The sequence below is a fragment of the Dokdonia sp. Asnod1-B02 genome (assembly GCF_045063955.1).
GTDB lineage: Bacteria > Bacteroidota > Bacteroidia > Flavobacteriales > Flavobacteriaceae > Dokdonia.
Map to the genome: position 1 here is coordinate 737,038 of NZ_JBEFNW010000002.1, position 16,858 is coordinate 753,895.

Annotated in this window: 14 protein-coding genes; 7 read left to right on the forward strand and 7 right to left on the reverse strand. The window is 38.3% G+C overall.

The genetic code is table 11. The features are described from left to right. Positions 1–15: 15 nt before the first annotated feature. Together sufB and ACJJVU_RS03430 are read right to left on the reverse strand one after the other, a co-directional pair. Positions 16–1,461 (reverse strand): Fe-S cluster assembly protein SufB, encoded by a 1,446-nt coding sequence (gene sufB / locus ACJJVU_RS03425; protein ID WP_108877176.1) that lies wholly within the window; start codon positions 1,459–1,461, stop codon positions 16–18. Positions 1,462–1,613: 152 nt separating this feature from the next. Then, the gene (locus ACJJVU_RS03430) at positions 1,614–1,943 is read right to left on the reverse strand and encodes an iron-sulfur cluster assembly accessory protein (RefSeq protein ID WP_013750987.1); all 330 of its coding nucleotides are present in this window, start codon (positions 1,941–1,943) and stop codon (positions 1,614–1,616) included. A gap of 493 nt (positions 1,944–2,436) precedes the next feature. Between ACJJVU_RS03430 and ACJJVU_RS03435 the strand changes: the two genes are divergently transcribed. Together ACJJVU_RS03435 and ACJJVU_RS03440 are read left to right on the forward strand one after the other, a co-directional pair. After that, the gene (locus ACJJVU_RS03435; protein WP_298329525.1) at positions 2,437–3,714 is read left to right on the forward strand and encodes a ribonucleotide-diphosphate reductase subunit beta; all 1,278 of its coding nucleotides are present in this window, start codon (positions 2,437–2,439) and stop codon (positions 3,712–3,714) included. Continuing rightward, positions 3,715–5,505 (forward strand): ribonucleoside-diphosphate reductase subunit alpha, encoded by a 1,791-nt coding sequence (locus tag ACJJVU_RS03440; protein ID WP_298329522.1) that lies wholly within the window; start codon positions 3,715–3,717, stop codon positions 5,503–5,505. A gap of 135 nt (positions 5,506–5,640) precedes the next feature. Here the strand turns inward: ACJJVU_RS03440 and ACJJVU_RS03445 are convergent, their stop codons facing one another. Then, the gene (locus ACJJVU_RS03445; RefSeq protein ID WP_405222311.1) at positions 5,641–8,022 is read right to left on the reverse strand and encodes an alpha/beta hydrolase family protein; all 2,382 of its coding nucleotides are present in this window, start codon (positions 8,020–8,022) and stop codon (positions 5,641–5,643) included. Between the two features lie 85 nt (positions 8,023–8,107). Here ACJJVU_RS03445 and ACJJVU_RS03450 point away from each other — a divergent pair, with 85 nt between their 5' ends. From ACJJVU_RS03450 to ACJJVU_RS03460, 3 genes are all read left to right on the forward strand, one after another. Next, positions 8,108–10,159: a TonB-dependent receptor family protein gene (locus tag ACJJVU_RS03450; protein WP_405222313.1), complete on the forward strand. Its 2,052-nt coding sequence runs from the start codon at positions 8,108–8,110 to the stop codon at positions 10,157–10,159. A 4-nt stretch (positions 10,160–10,163) separates the two neighbouring features. Then, on the forward strand, positions 10,164–10,922 hold the full coding sequence (locus ACJJVU_RS03455; protein ID WP_405222315.1) for a sulfite exporter TauE/SafE family protein: 759 nt from the start codon (positions 10,164–10,166) through the stop codon (positions 10,920–10,922). Positions 10,923–10,997: 75 nt separating this feature from the next. Beyond that, on the forward strand, positions 10,998–12,059 hold the full coding sequence (locus tag ACJJVU_RS03460; protein WP_405222317.1) for a ThuA domain-containing protein: 1,062 nt from the start codon (positions 10,998–11,000) through the stop codon (positions 12,057–12,059). A 16-nt stretch (positions 12,060–12,075) separates the two neighbouring features. On the opposite strand, the gene ACJJVU_RS03465 is transcribed toward ACJJVU_RS03460, so the two are convergent. Continuing rightward, positions 12,076–12,297 (reverse strand): hypothetical protein, encoded by a 222-nt coding sequence (locus ACJJVU_RS03465; protein WP_013750994.1) that lies wholly within the window; start codon positions 12,295–12,297, stop codon positions 12,076–12,078. 268 nt (positions 12,298–12,565) lie between these two features. Here ACJJVU_RS03465 and thiL point away from each other — a divergent pair, with 268 nt between their 5' ends. After that, on the forward strand, positions 12,566–13,618 hold the full coding sequence (thiL, locus tag ACJJVU_RS03470) for a thiamine-phosphate kinase (protein WP_405222320.1): 1,053 nt from the start codon (positions 12,566–12,568) through the stop codon (positions 13,616–13,618). Here thiL and ACJJVU_RS03475 read toward each other — a convergent pair. Both ACJJVU_RS03475 and ACJJVU_RS03480 read right to left on the reverse strand, forming a co-directional pair. Next, positions 13,615–13,869 carry a hypothetical protein gene (locus tag ACJJVU_RS03475; RefSeq protein ID WP_298329502.1) on the reverse strand — a complete coding sequence of 85 codons (255 nt, stop codon included), beginning with the start codon at positions 13,867–13,869 and terminating at the stop codon, positions 13,615–13,617. The two genes, thiL and ACJJVU_RS03475, sit on opposite strands and share 4 nt — an antisense overlap. 174 nt (positions 13,870–14,043) lie before the next feature. Continuing rightward, positions 14,044–14,832: an alpha/beta fold hydrolase gene (locus ACJJVU_RS03480; protein ID WP_405222324.1), complete on the reverse strand. Its 789-nt coding sequence runs from the start codon at positions 14,830–14,832 to the stop codon at positions 14,044–14,046. A gap of 35 nt (positions 14,833–14,867) precedes the next feature. Between ACJJVU_RS03480 and brnQ the strand changes: the two genes are divergently transcribed. After that, positions 14,868–16,142, forward strand: coding sequence for a branched-chain amino acid transport system II carrier protein (gene brnQ / locus ACJJVU_RS03485; RefSeq protein WP_405222327.1), 1,275 nt, complete (start codon positions 14,868–14,870; stop codon positions 16,140–16,142). Here brnQ and ACJJVU_RS03490 read toward each other — a convergent pair. Further along, entirely contained in the window at positions 16,139–16,795 is a 657-nt protein-coding gene (locus tag ACJJVU_RS03490; protein ID WP_298329493.1) for a hypothetical protein, read from the reverse strand. The two genes, brnQ and ACJJVU_RS03490, sit on opposite strands and share 4 nt — an antisense overlap. Positions 16,796–16,858: the final 63 nt, after the last annotated feature.

Here is a 16,858-nt window from a genome sequence, read left to right on the forward strand (position 1 = left end):
AATAGTAAATAAATATTATCCTACAGATCCTTCAAGGCTAATTTCAAGTAGCTTTTGAGCTTCTACAGCAAACTCCATAGGGAGTTTGTTAAGTACCTCTTTTGAGAATCCGTTTACAATTAAAGCAATTGCCTTTTCTGTATCAATACCACGCTGGTTACAGTAAAATATTTGGTCTTCACCTATCTTACTAGTAGTTGCTTCGTGTTCTACTTGAGCAGTTTTATTTTTAGTCTCAATGTATGGGAAAGTGTGTGCTCCACATTCGTTACCCATTAATAGAGAATCACACTGCGAGAAGTTACGAGCGTTTGTAGCTCCTGCATTAATCTTTACAAGACCTCTATATGAGTTCTGAGATTTTCCTGCAGAGATACCTTTTGATATAATCGTACTCTTGGTGTTTTTTCCAAGGTGGATCATCTTAGTACCTGTGTCTGCCTGCTGGTGATTGTTTGTCACTGCGATAGAGTAAAACTCACCTATAGAGTTATCTCCTTTAAGAATACAAGAAGGGTATTTCCATGTCACCGCAGATCCTGTTTCGACTTGTGTCCATGAGATTTTTGCATTCTTCTCGCAAAGACCACGCTTTGTTACAAAGTTGTAAACTCCACCTTTACCTTCTGCATTACCAGGGTACCAGTTTTGTACGGTACTGTATTTAATCTCTGCATCGTCCATTGCGATAAGTTCTACAACGGCAGCGTGCAATTGATTCTCATCGCGACTAGGAGCAGTACAACCTTCAAGGTAACTTACATAACTACCTTCGTCTGCTACAAGTAGTGTTCTTTCAAACTGTCCAGTTCCTCCTTGATTAATACGGAAGTATGTAGAAAGTTCCATTGGGCATTTTACACCTTTAGGAATGTAGCAGAAAGAGCCATCAGAAAATACTGCGCTGTTTAATGCTGCGTAGTAATTGTCTTTTACTGGAACGATAGTTCCTAAGTGCTTACGTACTAGTTCTGGGTGCTCTTTAATAGCCTCAGAGATGCTCATGAAAATAATTCCCTTCTCTGCAAGCGTCTTTTTAAATGTAGTTGCTACAGAAACAGAATCTACCACGATATCCATCGCGACGTTGTTCATTTTCTTTTGCTCATCTACAGAGATTCCTAATTTCTTATACATAGCGAGTAGATCTGGATCTACATCATCTAGTGTTTTATTAGGGTCTACAGCTACGGGAGCAGAGTAATAAGCGATTGCTTGAAAATCTGGCTTCTCGTAATTTACGTTTGCCCAGTCTGGCTCTTCCATAGATAGCCAAACCTTGTATGCCTCAAGTCTCCACTCAGTCATCCATTGCGGCTCATCCTTTTTCTTAGAAATAGCTCGTATAATGTCTTCGTTTAATCCTACAGGAAATGTCTCAGACTCAATGTCTGTAAAAAAACCATATTCGTATTCTTTGGTTTTTAGTTCTTCCCTTAAATCATCTTCAGTATATGCCATGTTTCTTTTTTCAATGTGTGATAGAAAAGTATTCCTGCCCTAAGGGTGACTTTTCATGGTATGCTAGTTTTCTTGTTCTAGGGTGTCATCAAGAAAACTGTAATAGGTTTTAAATTGATTACGCTTTCGCGAAAGCGTAACCAACTAAGTTATTATAGAGAAAAGCTTTCTCCGCATCCACAGGTGCGCTGTGCATTTGGGTTGTTAAAAACAAATCCTTTTCCATTAAGTCCACCACTATATTCTAGTGTAGTGCCTATTAAATAAAGGAAGCTCTTCTTATCTACGATTAGCTTTACATCATTATCTTCAAAGACTTTGTCATCTTCTTGATGCGTTTTGTCAAAATGAAGATCGTATGATAAACCACTGCAACCACCACTTTTCACGCCTACGCGCACATAGTCTGTAGTTACATCAAAACCGTCTTCCTGCATGAGGCTTGCGATTTTAGTTTTTGCTTGTGAATCTACTTTAATCATATCGTTATAAATAGTTTGCAAATATAAGGTTTAGGTCTCGTTTTTACACGATTCCTAACATATAACTAATGCATAGTACGATAGGGTTTTCTTATAGGTGTATAGGAGTGGTTATATTAGTTTCTGGCAGGCAGTGATGGTTGATATGGTGTGGTACGCTACTGCGATAAGTCTAACGCTTTGCGTTTGTGAGTGTGTAAGAAAGCGAGGTGTCATTTCTACTTGAAATGACTGTGAGAACCTAATATAAAAGCTAAGATTTTTGACTAAGTTTTCCACACCCTAATGTTGATAGATTTGTGTAAATCGTGTCATCATATGCAAATAGACTTGATGACAGAGATGAGCGTGAAAATGAAACCTTTGTGAAGCCTAGTAAAATGGCAATTGTGAATATCCTGTTGAAAACGTTGAAAGATAAACGGTGGTTTGAGCCCATAAAAAGTAGACCTTTATTATCCGCATAATTCTAATTATTATACTCAATATAGCTATGGAAATTACCCACATCGTCAAGCGCGACTTTCAAACGAAACCGTTTCACCAAGAGAAGATTACAAGTGCCATTCTTAAGGCCATGACAGCTATTGAACATGGAGGTCCTGAAGATGCACAACGTATTTCTGATATGGTTTATAGCGACCTTAAGAAGAGAAAGGAACTTGACGCTGGTTACATTCCTACTATTGAGCAAATACAAGATCTTGTAGAGCGCAAGTTAATGCTAAGTGAGGAGTTTGTAGATGTTGCAAAAACGTACATTTTGTACCGTGATGAACAAGCGCAAAAGCGTAAAACAAACATCTTTGAAAAGCGTATCAATCTTAAGCCTTACGAGTATCCACAATTATATGATTACGTTCCAGCAATAAGACACTCTTACTGGATACATACAGAGTATAACTTTACGAGTGATATTCAAGATTTCAAAACTCGTATTACAGATGTAGAGCGTAGTGCTATTAAAAATACAATGCTAGCAATCTCTCAAATAGAAGTTGCAGTAAAAGGATTTTGGGGAGATATCTATCACAAAATGCCTAAGCCAGAAGTAGGAGCGGTAGGAGCAACATTTGCAGAGAGTGAAGTGCGTCACGCAGATGCATACTCACACCTTCTTGAAATACTAGGACTTAATAAAGAGTTTAAATTACTCAAGAAAAAGCCAGTAATGATGAAGCGTGTGCAGTACCTTGAGACGGCACTTAAGAATGCAAAAAGTGAAGACAATAAAGAATACTCAGAGTCTATCTTATTATTCTCTCTATTTATTGAGCACGTATCACTGTTTTCTCAATTCTTAATTATCATGGCATTTAATAAGCATAAAAACATGCTTAAAGGAATATCAAACGTAGTAGAGGCAACTTCTAAGGAGGAGCAGATACACGGTGATTTTGGTATTGATATTATAAAAATTATTAAAGCAGAAAATCCAGAGTGGTTTGATGCAGAGCATAGCGCAACCGTACAAGAAATGTGTAAGGAAGCATTCAAAGCAGAAAGCAATATTGTAGACTGGATTTTTGAAGCTGGAGAATTAGACTTCTTACCTAAAGCGCTTGTAAACGAATTTATAAAAGACAGATTCAATAAATCTCTTGTGAGTATTGGTATTGAGCCTGTCTTTGAAGTTGACCAGACTTTATTAAAAGATGCAGAGTGGTTTGATGATGAAATCATAGGAACCAAACATGGCGATTTCTTTGTTAAGAGATCTGTCAACTACACAAAAAGAGCACAAAGTATAACCGAAGACGACCTATTTTAAATGAACGATCAAGAACTAATTAAAGGACAAGTTTCTGCAACGACAGCAGGAAAAGAAAATGAACTACTAGCTGCTCGTAAAGAAGCGTTGTCTAATAAAACAGAAGGTGAAGGAGCCGGATTTGAATGGCTTACAGAAAATAGTCGCAAGTTTTTAGGTGCAGGATATTTAAGCCCTGGAGTATCTCCAGAGCAACGTATACGTGAAGTAGCAGATAGAGCAGAAGATATTTTAGGGATGCCAGGATTTAGTGATAAATTCTATGGGTATATGTCTGAAGGTTTTTACTCACTAGCTTCTCCAGTATGGTCAAACTTTGGAAAAGAAAGAGGTCTTCCTATAAGCTGTTTCGGGTCACATATCTCTGACGATATGGGTAACATCTTGTACACACAGTCTGAAGTAGGAATGATGTCAAAATTAGGAGGTGGTACTTCTGGTTATTTTGGTAAAATAAGACCAAGAGGGGCAGATGTAAAGAACAACGGGCAAGCGTCTGGTTCTGTACATATCATGCAACTTTTTGAATCTATGGTAGATGTAGTGAGTCAAGGATCTGTAAGACGTGGTCGTTTTTCACCTTACTTACCTATCGAGCATGCAGATATTGAAGAGTTCTTAGAAATAGGAACAGAAGGAAATAGCATCCAAGAGCTTACTCACGGTGTAACTGTGACAAACGAGTGGATGGAAGAAATGATTGCAGGAGATAGTGCAAAGCGTGCATTATGGGCAAAAGTATTGCAGTCTAGAGGAGAGATGGGGTACCCATACATCTTCTTTACAGACAACGCAAACAATGGTGCTGCCGATGTGTATAAGGACAAAGATCACAAAATCTATGCAAGTAACCTTTGTACAGAGATCATGTTACCTTCTAATGATGACTGGTCTTTCGTATGTGTACTTTCTTCGGTTAACGTATTACACTACGATAAGTGGAAGGATACAGATGCTGTAGAAACTATGGTGTATTTCTTAGATGCAGTAATTACTGAGTTCTTAGAGAAATTAGAAAGATATAGAGATTCAGATTCAAGAGAAGATCGCCAGACGTTCTTATTTATGGAGCGTGCTTACAACTTTGCAAAGGCTAACCGTTCATTAGGTTTAGGAGTACTAGGATGGCACTCATTATTACAATCAAGAATGTTACCATTTAATAGTCAAGAAGCATTTAATCTTAACAGTGAAATCTTTAAAGTAATTAAAGAGAAATCTTATAAAGCATCAGAAGAGCTTGCCGAAACTTTCGGAGAGCCAGAAGTACTTAAAGGATATGGTAGACGTAACGCGACACTTAATGCGGTTGCACCTACAACCTCATCTGCTTTTATACTAGGTCAAGTGTCTCAAGGAATTGAGCCTATCTGGTCTAATATTTATGTAAAGGATATTGCAAAAATTAAGACTACTATCAAGAACCCATTCTTAGTAGAACTTCTTGAGGAAAAGGGAATGAATACTACAGACGTGTGGAGAAGTATCCGTGATATGGATGGGTCTGTACAGCACTTAGAGTTCTTGAGTGAGAATGAGAAGGATACTTTTAAAACGTATTCAGAAATTGACCAGATGGATATTATCTATCAAGCAGCAAACCGTCAAAATCACATTGATCAAGGACAATCTGTAAACATTATTGTGCACCCAGAGATGCCAGTAAAAGAGATTAACAAGATCCACGTGACGGCATGGAAGCTAGGGTTAAAATCTTTATACTACCAGCACAGTATGAATGCAGCACAAAAATTCAAGCAGAAGAAAGACTGCGCGAGTTGTGAAGCGTAATCTGTAAAAGATTAAGAGTATTGCTTAATGTATGTTGAGCAAATCATATTAAAAGGAAAGATCTGCTGTGATAGCGGGTCTTTCTTTTTTGTGTTTATACTGTTTTTTATACGCTTTCGCGAAAGCGTACCTACATCACAATCGTTTCATAAAACCAACATTGTCCAAAACAACTACACCTTCTGAAGTTTTGTCAAAAACGAACGAGATAGTCACAATTTCTTTTACATCAAGAGCCTTGTTGCGATCTTGGAAGTCCGCTAGTGGGAAATAATAGGTCTGGAATACATTTTCTGAAAGGGTTTCCTCATTGATAAATTGAGACTTCCAAACTCGCACACCTATTTCCTTTTGTAATGCAGAGAAGTCACTTAAACACATAGAAGCGGTGTTTCCAGTGGCGTCCTCTATGGTGATTGTAAAGTCAATAGGTTCTTCTGGGAACTCTGTGCCTTCACTATCATTTATACTATCTTCGGTAGGTTCCTCACTGTTGTTAGCGATATTGTTAGTCGGTAATGGCTCATTGTTTGAATTGTTGTTTTCATCGTTTATCCATTTTCCACCAGATTTTGGATTTGTATTTTCAGTGGATTCTGCTAGTGAAAATGTAAATACCTTGCTACTGTCTATGGTGCTGAGCGGTTTTTTGAAAACAAATGAATAACTAGCAACGATGCTATCGGGAAGTGTTGTTCCTTCTTCAATATCACCATAGTGCCAACCTACATATGCCGCGCGACTACCTTTCTCTCCCCATTTTAGTGCTATTTCTTGTTCTCTCCAGACGCTTAGATGTTGCGTTGTTATAGTTGTGGTAGTATCTACCGTAGTCAAGACATCAAAATCTTCATCATAAGTTGCGATAGCTTCAAAGGAACTATCTTCATATTGGTTAAGGTAGACGGTCTCTGGAAGCCATTCTTTCCCTTTGCGAGCATCTATAAATAGTGGTAAATATTCCTTACGACTTTTGAGTGTTGTCTCAAGAAAGGCACTTATATAGACTTTGGCGATTTCTTCTTGATCTTTTTTGGGAAGCAATTGCTTGTTATTTAAAAACTGCGTTACAGCAAGCCCTGCATCATTAGCTCCCCAGCTAGTATTAAATTGTCCGTGATTTGCTCCGTGTATATAAAGTCCGCTTTTTATGTAATCTGTACTGTCAGAAAATGTGATGCGTTCATATTGCTTGGATCCTGCATAAGAACTTACATCACCATCTTGAGCGCCGTGCATCACAAAATAGTTGATGTCCTTGAGTGATGTGCGGGTATTCCCAGGTTCGTACTGTCCGTCTACAGGAGCAATCGCAATGATAGTGTTGATATTATAGTTGTAATCCATAGCGATGGTTGCATCATCAGGGTAATGTGTAAGCTTGTTTAGTAAGGCGGCGTGAGCAACGGCCTCACCACCTCGAGAGTGACCTAGTAATGCTATCTGCATGGTGTCAACTTTTTTATAAAACTTACTTTCTAAATCTTTATTCCACTCATGCCATGCTTTTAGATGTTCTAGAAGTATCCAGCCGCGAGCATCATTTTCTTCGTCAAGACCTTGAGGAATATCTGACCAACTGCTATTGATGAAATTTTGATCTACAGATGCAAAAATGAATCCTCTTGATGCCATTAATTCTCCTAGATACGCATACCCTTTGTCTGAGAAGTCGTGCATGGAGTGATTACCGTGAACAATTAATGCAAGCGGGAATGGGCCTTCTCCCTCTGGATACCACACCCGACCATTAACAGGGAGTTTTCTAGCGTCAAATCCCCAAAAACGTTCTCTATACCATCCGCTCATTCCTTCCCAATCATCTAAAAACGGTACTCCATCTATAGTATTTGTGATCATAGTGGCGTCTTCTCCATATTCAGGTCTGTGTTTGTCGGTACCGCTACCGTACGTTAATGTCTGTACTTTATAATTGCCATTTAAAGATGGAGAGGGAGCTTCAATTGGTGCAATATTATTTGAACTTAGTGCAGCCGCATTTGCTATTGGTTTCATGTCAAATCCGTCAGGCGCGAGTCCCAAAATCGCGAGCGTACATCCAGTAATTGCGAGTACTCCTCCCAGAAGTGTTATTATTTTTTTTATAATAGTCTTCTGTCTAAATCCTTTGCTAGTAAGGACAGCAATAGCAGCTCCTGCGGTTGCAAGTGTAATCACAGCCCATAACCAGTAAACAAGTTCTTCTGATAATGATAGCAGAAGGAGTGGTGTAGTGATCAGTAGTGCTAGCTGGAGAATTTTAGGAATGCGAGTGAGCTTTTTAAGCACCCATAGTCCTAAGTATACAGATAGTACAATCCCTATAAGAATAGCGAGCTGTAATAGTATGAGTGTAGTGTCCCCCATCGTTTGTATAGCGTGGATCGCAAAAATCAAAAAGATAATGGAGGTCCCTGTAAAAAGTCCTCTTGCGGCACCTCTAGTGGCAATAGCACCAGGAGTTATTGCATTTAATTGCTTATAAATCCATTTTTTAAGTTGTAATAATCGTTTCATATCATGAACATGTTTACATAAGTAAATGTAGCTTTATTTTGAGTTTCTTCTTATAGGCAGTACTTTTCGCCAAAAATTGCCACCCTTGAAAAATATTATCACCTCTTTTATCTGTTCGATTGCATTCTTTTATGGTGCCTATAGTCAGACGGGATCTATACCTAATCAGACTATTGATACAATTATAATTTCCTCATCGAGAATTAAGAGTTATGTACAGCAGATACCGGCAGCCGTTTCGGTGATTACCACGAGCAAGGAAGATGCTACTAGACAGCAATTATCCTTACAAGAGTATGTGCAGCAAGTGCCAGGTGTGTTTACTCAAAATGCAAACAACTTTGCTCAGGACTTGCGAATATCCATTCGTGGTTTTGGAGCACGGTCTAGTTTTGGGATACGAGGTATAAAACTTATTGTAGATGGGATTCCTGAGACTACTCCAGATGGGCAAGGACAACTAGATAATATTAACCTTGGGATTATTGATCGTATTGAGATTACAAAAGGTGCAAGTGCTAGCCTTTATGGGAATGCATCTGGTGGTGTAATTGATATTGCTACAAAATCTTTTGACACCCTGGCGGGAAATAGCACCTCAGTAAAAGCTGGAATAGGTGCTTTTGGATTTCAAAATTATCAAGCCACGGCTACCATAGGAGATGCAAATACAAACTATACCTTCCACGGTAATTATGCGACTAGCGATGGTTACAGAGATCAAAGTGGTTTTGAGCAAATAAACACCAATTTTAAAGGGCAATTTAAAATAGGCGAGAATACTTCTCTAACGGCTATTCTTAATTATGCAGACTCACCACAGGCAGATGACCCTGGCGGATTGACGCTGGAGGAAGTTAACGCTAATAGAAGACAGGCAAGAGATAGAAATGTGCAGTTTAAAACTGGTGAGGCTATAGAGCAGTTTAAAGTAGGAACCAGCCTAGCGTGGAATAAGAATGAGAATACCACCGTAAATGCCTATGCTTTTTATAGCAACCGACAGTTTAATGGGCTGTTGCCATTTGAATTTGGTGGTATTGTAGACTTATCACGCAATTACTTAGGGCAAGGAACGAGTATTACTTACAAGAAAAATAAGAATACCATACGCGCAGGATACGACTTTGCTTATCAAAATGATCGCAGAAACAGGTTTAGAAACCTTGATGGAGAAGAGGGAGGTCAAACGCTAGGACAGCGCGAGAAATTTACTAACCTAGGTATTTACGTTACAGACCACCTTTCGCTAGGTAAATTATTGATTACAGCCGGAGCGAGGTTTGATTACAACAAACTTTCGGCAGATGATGATTTACTGGATAATGGGGATGATTCTGGAAGTCTTACATTAAATTCTTTTAACCCTAGTGTTGGTGTTAGTTACGCTTTCGCGAAAGCGTTATCTGCATACATGAATGTCGCAACAAGTTTTGAGACACCATCATTATCAGAATTATCATCAAATCCTGATGGTTCTATAGGATTTAATGAAAATCTAAAAGCTCAAAAGGCAGCTAGCTTTGAAGTGGGTTTAAAAGGGACTATTGCAAGTAAGTTGCAATATCAACTCGCTGCGTTTTTGATAAACACAAAAGATGATTTAGTGCCTTTTGAGTTGGCGCAATTTCCAGATCGTGAGTTTTTTAGAAATGCAGGAAAAACTAAGCGTCATGGTGTTGAGGTTGAGGCTTCATACAGAGCATTACCCTTAGGAAACGGTTGGCTAAACGCTACGGGTTCTTACACCTACTCAGATTTCACTTACGATGAATTTGAAACGCCAAACGGAGATTTTGACGGTAATTTCTTGCCGGGAATTGCAAAGCATATGTCTAGTGTAGGATTACAATATGCAGGGAGCAATGGTTTTAACGCGAGCGTGAGCACAAACTTTATAGGAGAGCAATTTGCTCAAGATAGCAACGAGACTACTATAGATGGATATGAGCTTGTTAATGTGAGAGCAAGCTACGAGACATTATTTAGAGAGGTCAGGTTAAAGCCTTACATTGGGGTAAATAATGTGCTAGATCAAAAATACACGGATAATGTGCGCATTAATGCCTTTGGAGGAAAGTTTTATGAGCCTGCACCGGGACTCACTGTTTTTGGAGGAATCACACTTGAATTTTAATATTGTGACAGAAGTACAAACATATATTATTGCTATAATAGGAGGTCTTATCGCTGGGGGGATCAATACCCTCGCAGGAAATGGAAGCGCCATTACCTTAACGATTCTTACGGAGGTGCTTGGGCTGTCAGGCAATATTGCAAATGGAACTAACCGTATTGGGATTTTTACCCAATGTTCGGCAACCTCGTGGGTTTTTTACAAGAATGGGAGACTTGATATCGCAAAGAATAAAAAATATATCATTCCTATTTTCATAGGTGCTATTGCGGGAGCTATTCTTGCCATAAATGTAAGTAATGAGCAGTTTAGAGCAGTGTTTAAATTTATGATGGTGTTCATGCTGCTAGCTGTATTGGTGAAGCCTAAGCGCTGGCTCAGAGAAACAGATCTTACGTTTAAACCTAAATGGTACATTTATATCCCATTGCTTTTTGCACTTGGGTTCTATGGAGGATTTATCCAGATGGGTATGGGCGTGTTTTTCCTTATAATCATGGTGTTAGGAATGCGCTTTAACATCATAGAAAGTAATGCGCTCAAAAGTTTTGTAATAGGACTTTATACGCTCTTTGTAATTGCAATTTTTCACTACCAAGGGCTCATTGATTGGAAACTGGGAGGCATTATGGCAATAGGACAGACTACAGGAGGATTTCTTACTGCTCGTTTTGCTAGTAAGAATAAATGGGCAGATCAAGTAGCATATTACGTCCTTATTATTGTGCTCATAGGTGCCATAGGAAAGATGTTTTTATTTTAAAAGTACGCTTTCGCGAAAGCGTGCTTATCCACTTAATTATTTTGTAAGTATTTTTAGGAATCTAAATAAGATATTATGCGTGTCAAAATTTTACTCAAAATAAGTTTCTGTATACTATTTATTACTAGTTGCAATCAGGCTGAAGATAAGAAGCAGGTGATAGATGAACCAGTTAAGCAACTTAGAGCACTCATTGTAGACGGTCAAAACAACCATGGAGTATGGCCCAAGACAACAATGATGATGAAATCATATCTAGAAGAAACAGGTCTTTTTCAGGTTGATATTTATAGAACCGCTTATACGTATCAAGGTCCACATCACGGTATTGTAGACGGACTCAATCACGATAGTATCACACAATTGGTCGAAAAGTATAGAGTAGATGATGCACGAATACATGAAGTAAAAGATAGCATCATTGCCGATGCTTCTTTTAAGCCCGAATTTGATACATATGATGTGATTTTATCAAACTTTGGTGACAAAACTGCAAATTGGCCTGAGGATACAAAAGAAGATTTTGAATCTTATATGAAGAATGGTGGAGGTCTTGTGGTTGTGCATGGAGCCAATAATTCTTGGGGAGACTGGCCGGCTTTCAATAAGATGATAGGTGTAGGTGGCTGGGGAAATCGCCCACACGATGGACTTAATCAGATGTACATTAACGAAGAAGAACAACTTAAGATTGAACCAAGTAATGGTGAGGAATCTTCACACGGTCCAGAAAAAGAATTTGTTCTTACAGCTTGGGATACATTACATCCTATCACAAGAGGATTGCCTAAACAATGGATGCATACTAAAGATGAGCTCTACGATCGTTTACGCGGCCCTGCCGAAAATGTAAATGTGTTATACTACGCATATTCAGACATAGAGGGAAACGCACAACCTTGGGCTCCAGAAAATAAAGGTTCAGGTAGAGGAGAGCCTTTACTAATGGCTATAGATTATGGAAAGGGACGTGTATTCCATACTGCCTTAGGACATATGGATATTTCTATGGAGAGTGTCGGCTTTATTACGACCTTTCAGCGAGGAGCAGAGTGGGCAGCTACGGGGAAAGTAACACAAGAAGTGCCAAGTGATTTTCCAACAAAAAAGAGCGCCGTAAAGCGCTCTTGGAAATAATTATATAGTTAACATATTATGCAGCTAGTCTGCCCTTAATACGTTTTTCGATTTTCTTCTTTTTTACAGTAAGACGTTTCATAACGTCCATAAGTTTACTGTCTTTTGTTTTCTTGTATATTTCATTAATAGCAAGAATCAATTTTTTGCCTTCGCGTGATGCTGCTACTCGATCACTAGTAGACATATGACTCATCGTTCTATTTTCATATACTTCTGCTTGTTGTAAGAGGTCCATAGGAAATTGTTTAATTTTAGGTTAAATTACTTAAACAATTCTAACTAACCTACGCAATTGCTGGCTTTTAAGAATACTTTATGAAAACATGGCTGTTTTATCTGTGATATCCTAGTTTTTCACCTCTTTTCTCCCTTAAAATTAAATAATCAAGAAAATATTTAATTTCACTTCTAGATGAAATTGGAATAAGTGTTTCTATATTTTGTAATACTAGCTGTCCTATTTTGAAAGTGATAAAAGAAGATGTTTAAGTATCTTTGCAGCTATGTTAGAAGATAAAAATCAAGAGCGCACTTCGCTTTCAGAATTAGGAGAATTTGGTCTTATTGATCACTTAACAAAGCACTTTAAAATCCATCATAAAAGCACGGTAGTAAGTGTAGGTGATGATGCTGCAGTGTTGAAATTTCCTAAAAGCCAGGTTATTGTTACTACAGACCTTCTTGTAGAGGGTGTACATTTTGATTTAAGTTACGTGCCATTAAAACATTTAGGTTATAAGGCAGTGATGGCAAATCTATCTGACGTGTATGCTATGAATGCAGAGGCGACTCAGATTACAGTTTCAATCGCGGTTTCAAATCGTTTTCCACTAGAGGCACTTGAAGAATTATATGCAGGGATTCAAACTGCGTGTACTAACTATAAAGTAGATCTTATAGGTGGAGATACTACCTCGTCTAACGTAGGTTTAGTAATAAGTGTTACGGCAATAGGCCACGCAGCACCTAAGAAAATTGCAAAGAGATCTACTGCCAAAGTTGGAGATCTACTAGTAGTGACTGGAGATATAGGGGCAGCTTATATGGGGTTACAGATACTAGAGAGAGAAAAGGCAGTTTTTAAGGTAAATCCTAATAACCAGCCAGATCTTGAGCAATATAGTTATTTGATTGAGCGCCAACTAAAACCAGAGGCTCGTAAAGATGTAAGAGGGATTCTAGAATCTTTAGAAGTACAGCCTACGTCAATGATTGATATAAGCGATGGTCTCTCATCTGAAGTACTGCATATTTGTAAAAACTCTGGTGTAGGATGTAATCTTTATGAAGATAAAATTCCTTTAGATCCTCAAGTTATAAGTAGTTGTGAGGAGTTTGAACTTGATAGTACTACCATCGCATTAAGTGGAGGAGAAGATTACGAGTTGCTATTTACTATTAGTCAAGACGACTTTCCAAAAATAAAAGCAAATCCTAATTTTTCTATCATAGGTCACATGACAGAAGAAAAAGAAGGCATACACCTCATCACACGAGCAGATACTAAAATACCTCTAGTTGCCCGTGGATGGAATGCTCTTCAAAAAGAAGACTAAGAGGTGCGAGCAAGTTTACGCATGTAAAACTCTTCATATACCTCATTAATACGACGTAACTTAGGTGTCAATGGTGTGTAATGACCATAGCCATCTAGCGTGTATTGTTTTTTACACTGTGAGCATTCAAATTCCTTTAGATTAGACTCGTAACGCTTTATGATTCTATACTTATGTCCAAATAATTTACAGCCTACAGTAGTGAGTGGGTTGATGTTTTGTTTTTTTGAGTTGAGGTCAATTGTTTTCATTATAGGGGTTGATTTGGGATACACAAATTAAGAATTAATCTATGAAATACACAAATTTACCGATTAAATACTTAAAATTTTAACATTTAACCTCAGCCATCAAAATATCTATTCCCCCTTAATTAGTGCTTCCTCATGCGAGAAGATTGCCTAATCATCTTGATAACTAACTTGTCAAGTGCTAGACGAGGCAGATAGAAAGTCAAGTATATTATTAATAGTCTCTGCAGCATTAGTAATATGTGACATGTGCCCACTATCGATAATAACAAAGAAATTTGTGTCCTCTTTATAGCTTTGCTCGTGAATTTCAGCATCAATGAGCAAATCAGACTTTCCTAAAATCATTCCAGTGGTTATAGAGGTTGTTTTCCAAAACTCCGAACTGTCTGGTCTATCTTTCATTCCAGAATTTGCAGCGATATATCCTTGCACAGGTGTGTTGAGTGCTTGTGCAAGTGCATTGTTTATTTCTGCCGTATGATTTGTACTTGCTTTTTTGTCAAAAAGATTTACAAATGACATTCTAACAAGTTGTTCATATTGTTTTTTTGCCATCACATTTGCCCGTGATCTCAATTTTTTTCTAGCGTCGTCATCAGGTTCTGGAGTGGAGTTAAGAAGACATAATTTTGATACAAATTCTGGATACGCTTTCGCGAAAGCGATACCCACATAACCTCCCATAGAGTGTCCTATTATCGAAATGTCTTTAAGCTCTAATTGACTTGTAACGGCAGCAACTGCTGCAGCCATTTCTTCCATGCTATGCACGTAACCCACCGACTCCGAAAATCCGTGGCCTAATAAATCAATGCAGATAATGCGGTGTTGCTCACACAAAACACTAAGGAAATGGTCCCACATCTGGTGATTTTCTAAGAATCCGTGTAGTAAGACTACGGGTGATCCTTTTCCTTGATCTGTATAAAATATGGAAGCACCTTTGTGGTTAATAGTCATTAGTTCTATATTGGTGGGCAAATATCACGCAACCTATGAGAATGACCAAACAAACCTTCATCACAGCCTTTGCTTTATTTTCACTTTTTTTTGGTGCAGGGAACTTAATCTTGCCATCCTTTCTAGGTTATAATGCTGGGAGCTCTTGGTTATTTGTGCTGGCAGGTTTTCTTATTTCTGCAGTGGTAGTACCTATTCTTGCAATTTATGGCCACGCAAGATTGCAAGGAACGTTGATTGATTTTGCAAATAAAGTCTCACCACTCTTTGCGCTCTTATATGCAATTGTAGTCTATGCTATTTCTATTGCACTACCAGGCCCACGTACAGCTTCTGTGACCTATGAGATGGCAATAGCTCCATATTTTGATATTTCTAGTTGGCTGTGGAGTACGATATACTTCGGGCTAGTCTTATTATTTGTGCTTAATAGATCTAAGATGATGGATCTTGTGGGTAAGTATCTTACACCTGCTATTCTCATTATTCTGGCATTGGTGATTGGTATTGGGATATTTGGAGAGTATGAACCTATGCGTACATCTATTTTTGATAGTACGCTCACTAGTGGGATTTTAGAAGGTTATCAAACTTTTGACGCCATAGGTGGAGTGGTTGTAGGAGGAGTCATTGTGATTTCTCTTGGTTTTAAAAAGGGTTCTAGTAGAGCAAAACAACGTTTATTAACTAGAGCGGGCATCATCGCAGGTATAGGATTATTATTAATATATGGAGGACTTATCTATCTAGGTGCTCTAAGAAGTGGCGGTATAGAGATGACAGATCGTACGGCACTTCTCAACCTTCTCAGTACAGATACCTTAGGGGTGATAGGCACAAAGGTACTTGCTGTTTTAGTAAGTTTAGCTTGTTTTACTACAGCCGTAGGAATCGTAACAGGAACTGCAGATTTTGTCAAAGGAATCCTAGGAAACTCGCAAGTAGCTTATACAATCACAGCAATTCTAGGAGCCATACTTGGTGTTGTAATGGGGCAACTAGATGTAAATTCTATCATTATAGTTGCTGTACCAGCACTTATGTTTATTTACCCTATCACTATCGTGTTAATATTACTTAACGCAATGCCTAGAAGGTGGACGGCACCAGTTGTATTTAGAGCAGTAGTAATTGCTACCATACTTTTTAGCGCACCAGACTTTTGGGCCTCTGTAGGTTTTGGCGATCAGATGAAAGTGTTACAAGAAATGATTCCGTTAGGTACCGTAAGTTTAGGCTGGTTATTACCTGCTGTGGTCACTTATATAGTGGTGAGTGCTATTACGCTTTCGCGAAAGCGTACCATCTAAGACTGTAACTTCTTAATAGTAGAAAACGCACGATCAACAAGATGGTCTTCTACGAGAATAATAAATTCATTAGTGGTCGAAATAACCTCTTGTAATGAAATACCCTCCCAAGCCAAACGCTTAAATATCTGGTAGTATAAACCTGCAACAGCAGTGTTACCCTGTGGAAGCCTTATGCTTATAGCAGATAAGTTACCTTGAAATCCAAGAATACTTTCTGTCTCAAAATGATTGCGAATGTTCTCCTCCTCACTTGAAGAGCTTATGAGTGTGCTTTCATGAATACCACGTGTAAACGTATAGAATACCTGCGTATTTTTAGCAATAGTGCTCAATATTTGAGCGTGATTCTGGATAAGTGTACCAGAATTTTGAAAAGTAAACACAATAAGCTTAGAACGTACTGTGATATCACCTAGCGTACTAAGTACTTCCTTTAAGCGTAGCGATTTCTGGGTGTCTGTAGGTGATGCATAACGACGTAGCGCCATTAATATAGCCCCGTCCTTTACAGGCTTCTTAAGTAATTGTGAGACCTGAGGATTAAGATTCTCAGCGAGAGCGGCATAGTTAATAATCTTCTGTGATAATGCCTCTTCTAGATAAGGTTGTTGTGCGATAATCTCTGATACGCAGTCGGATATAGTATTCAAATCGTTATATAGTTAACATTTTGTTCAAAATTAGTCTATTTTCTTCATTTATGTGGTGGTAAT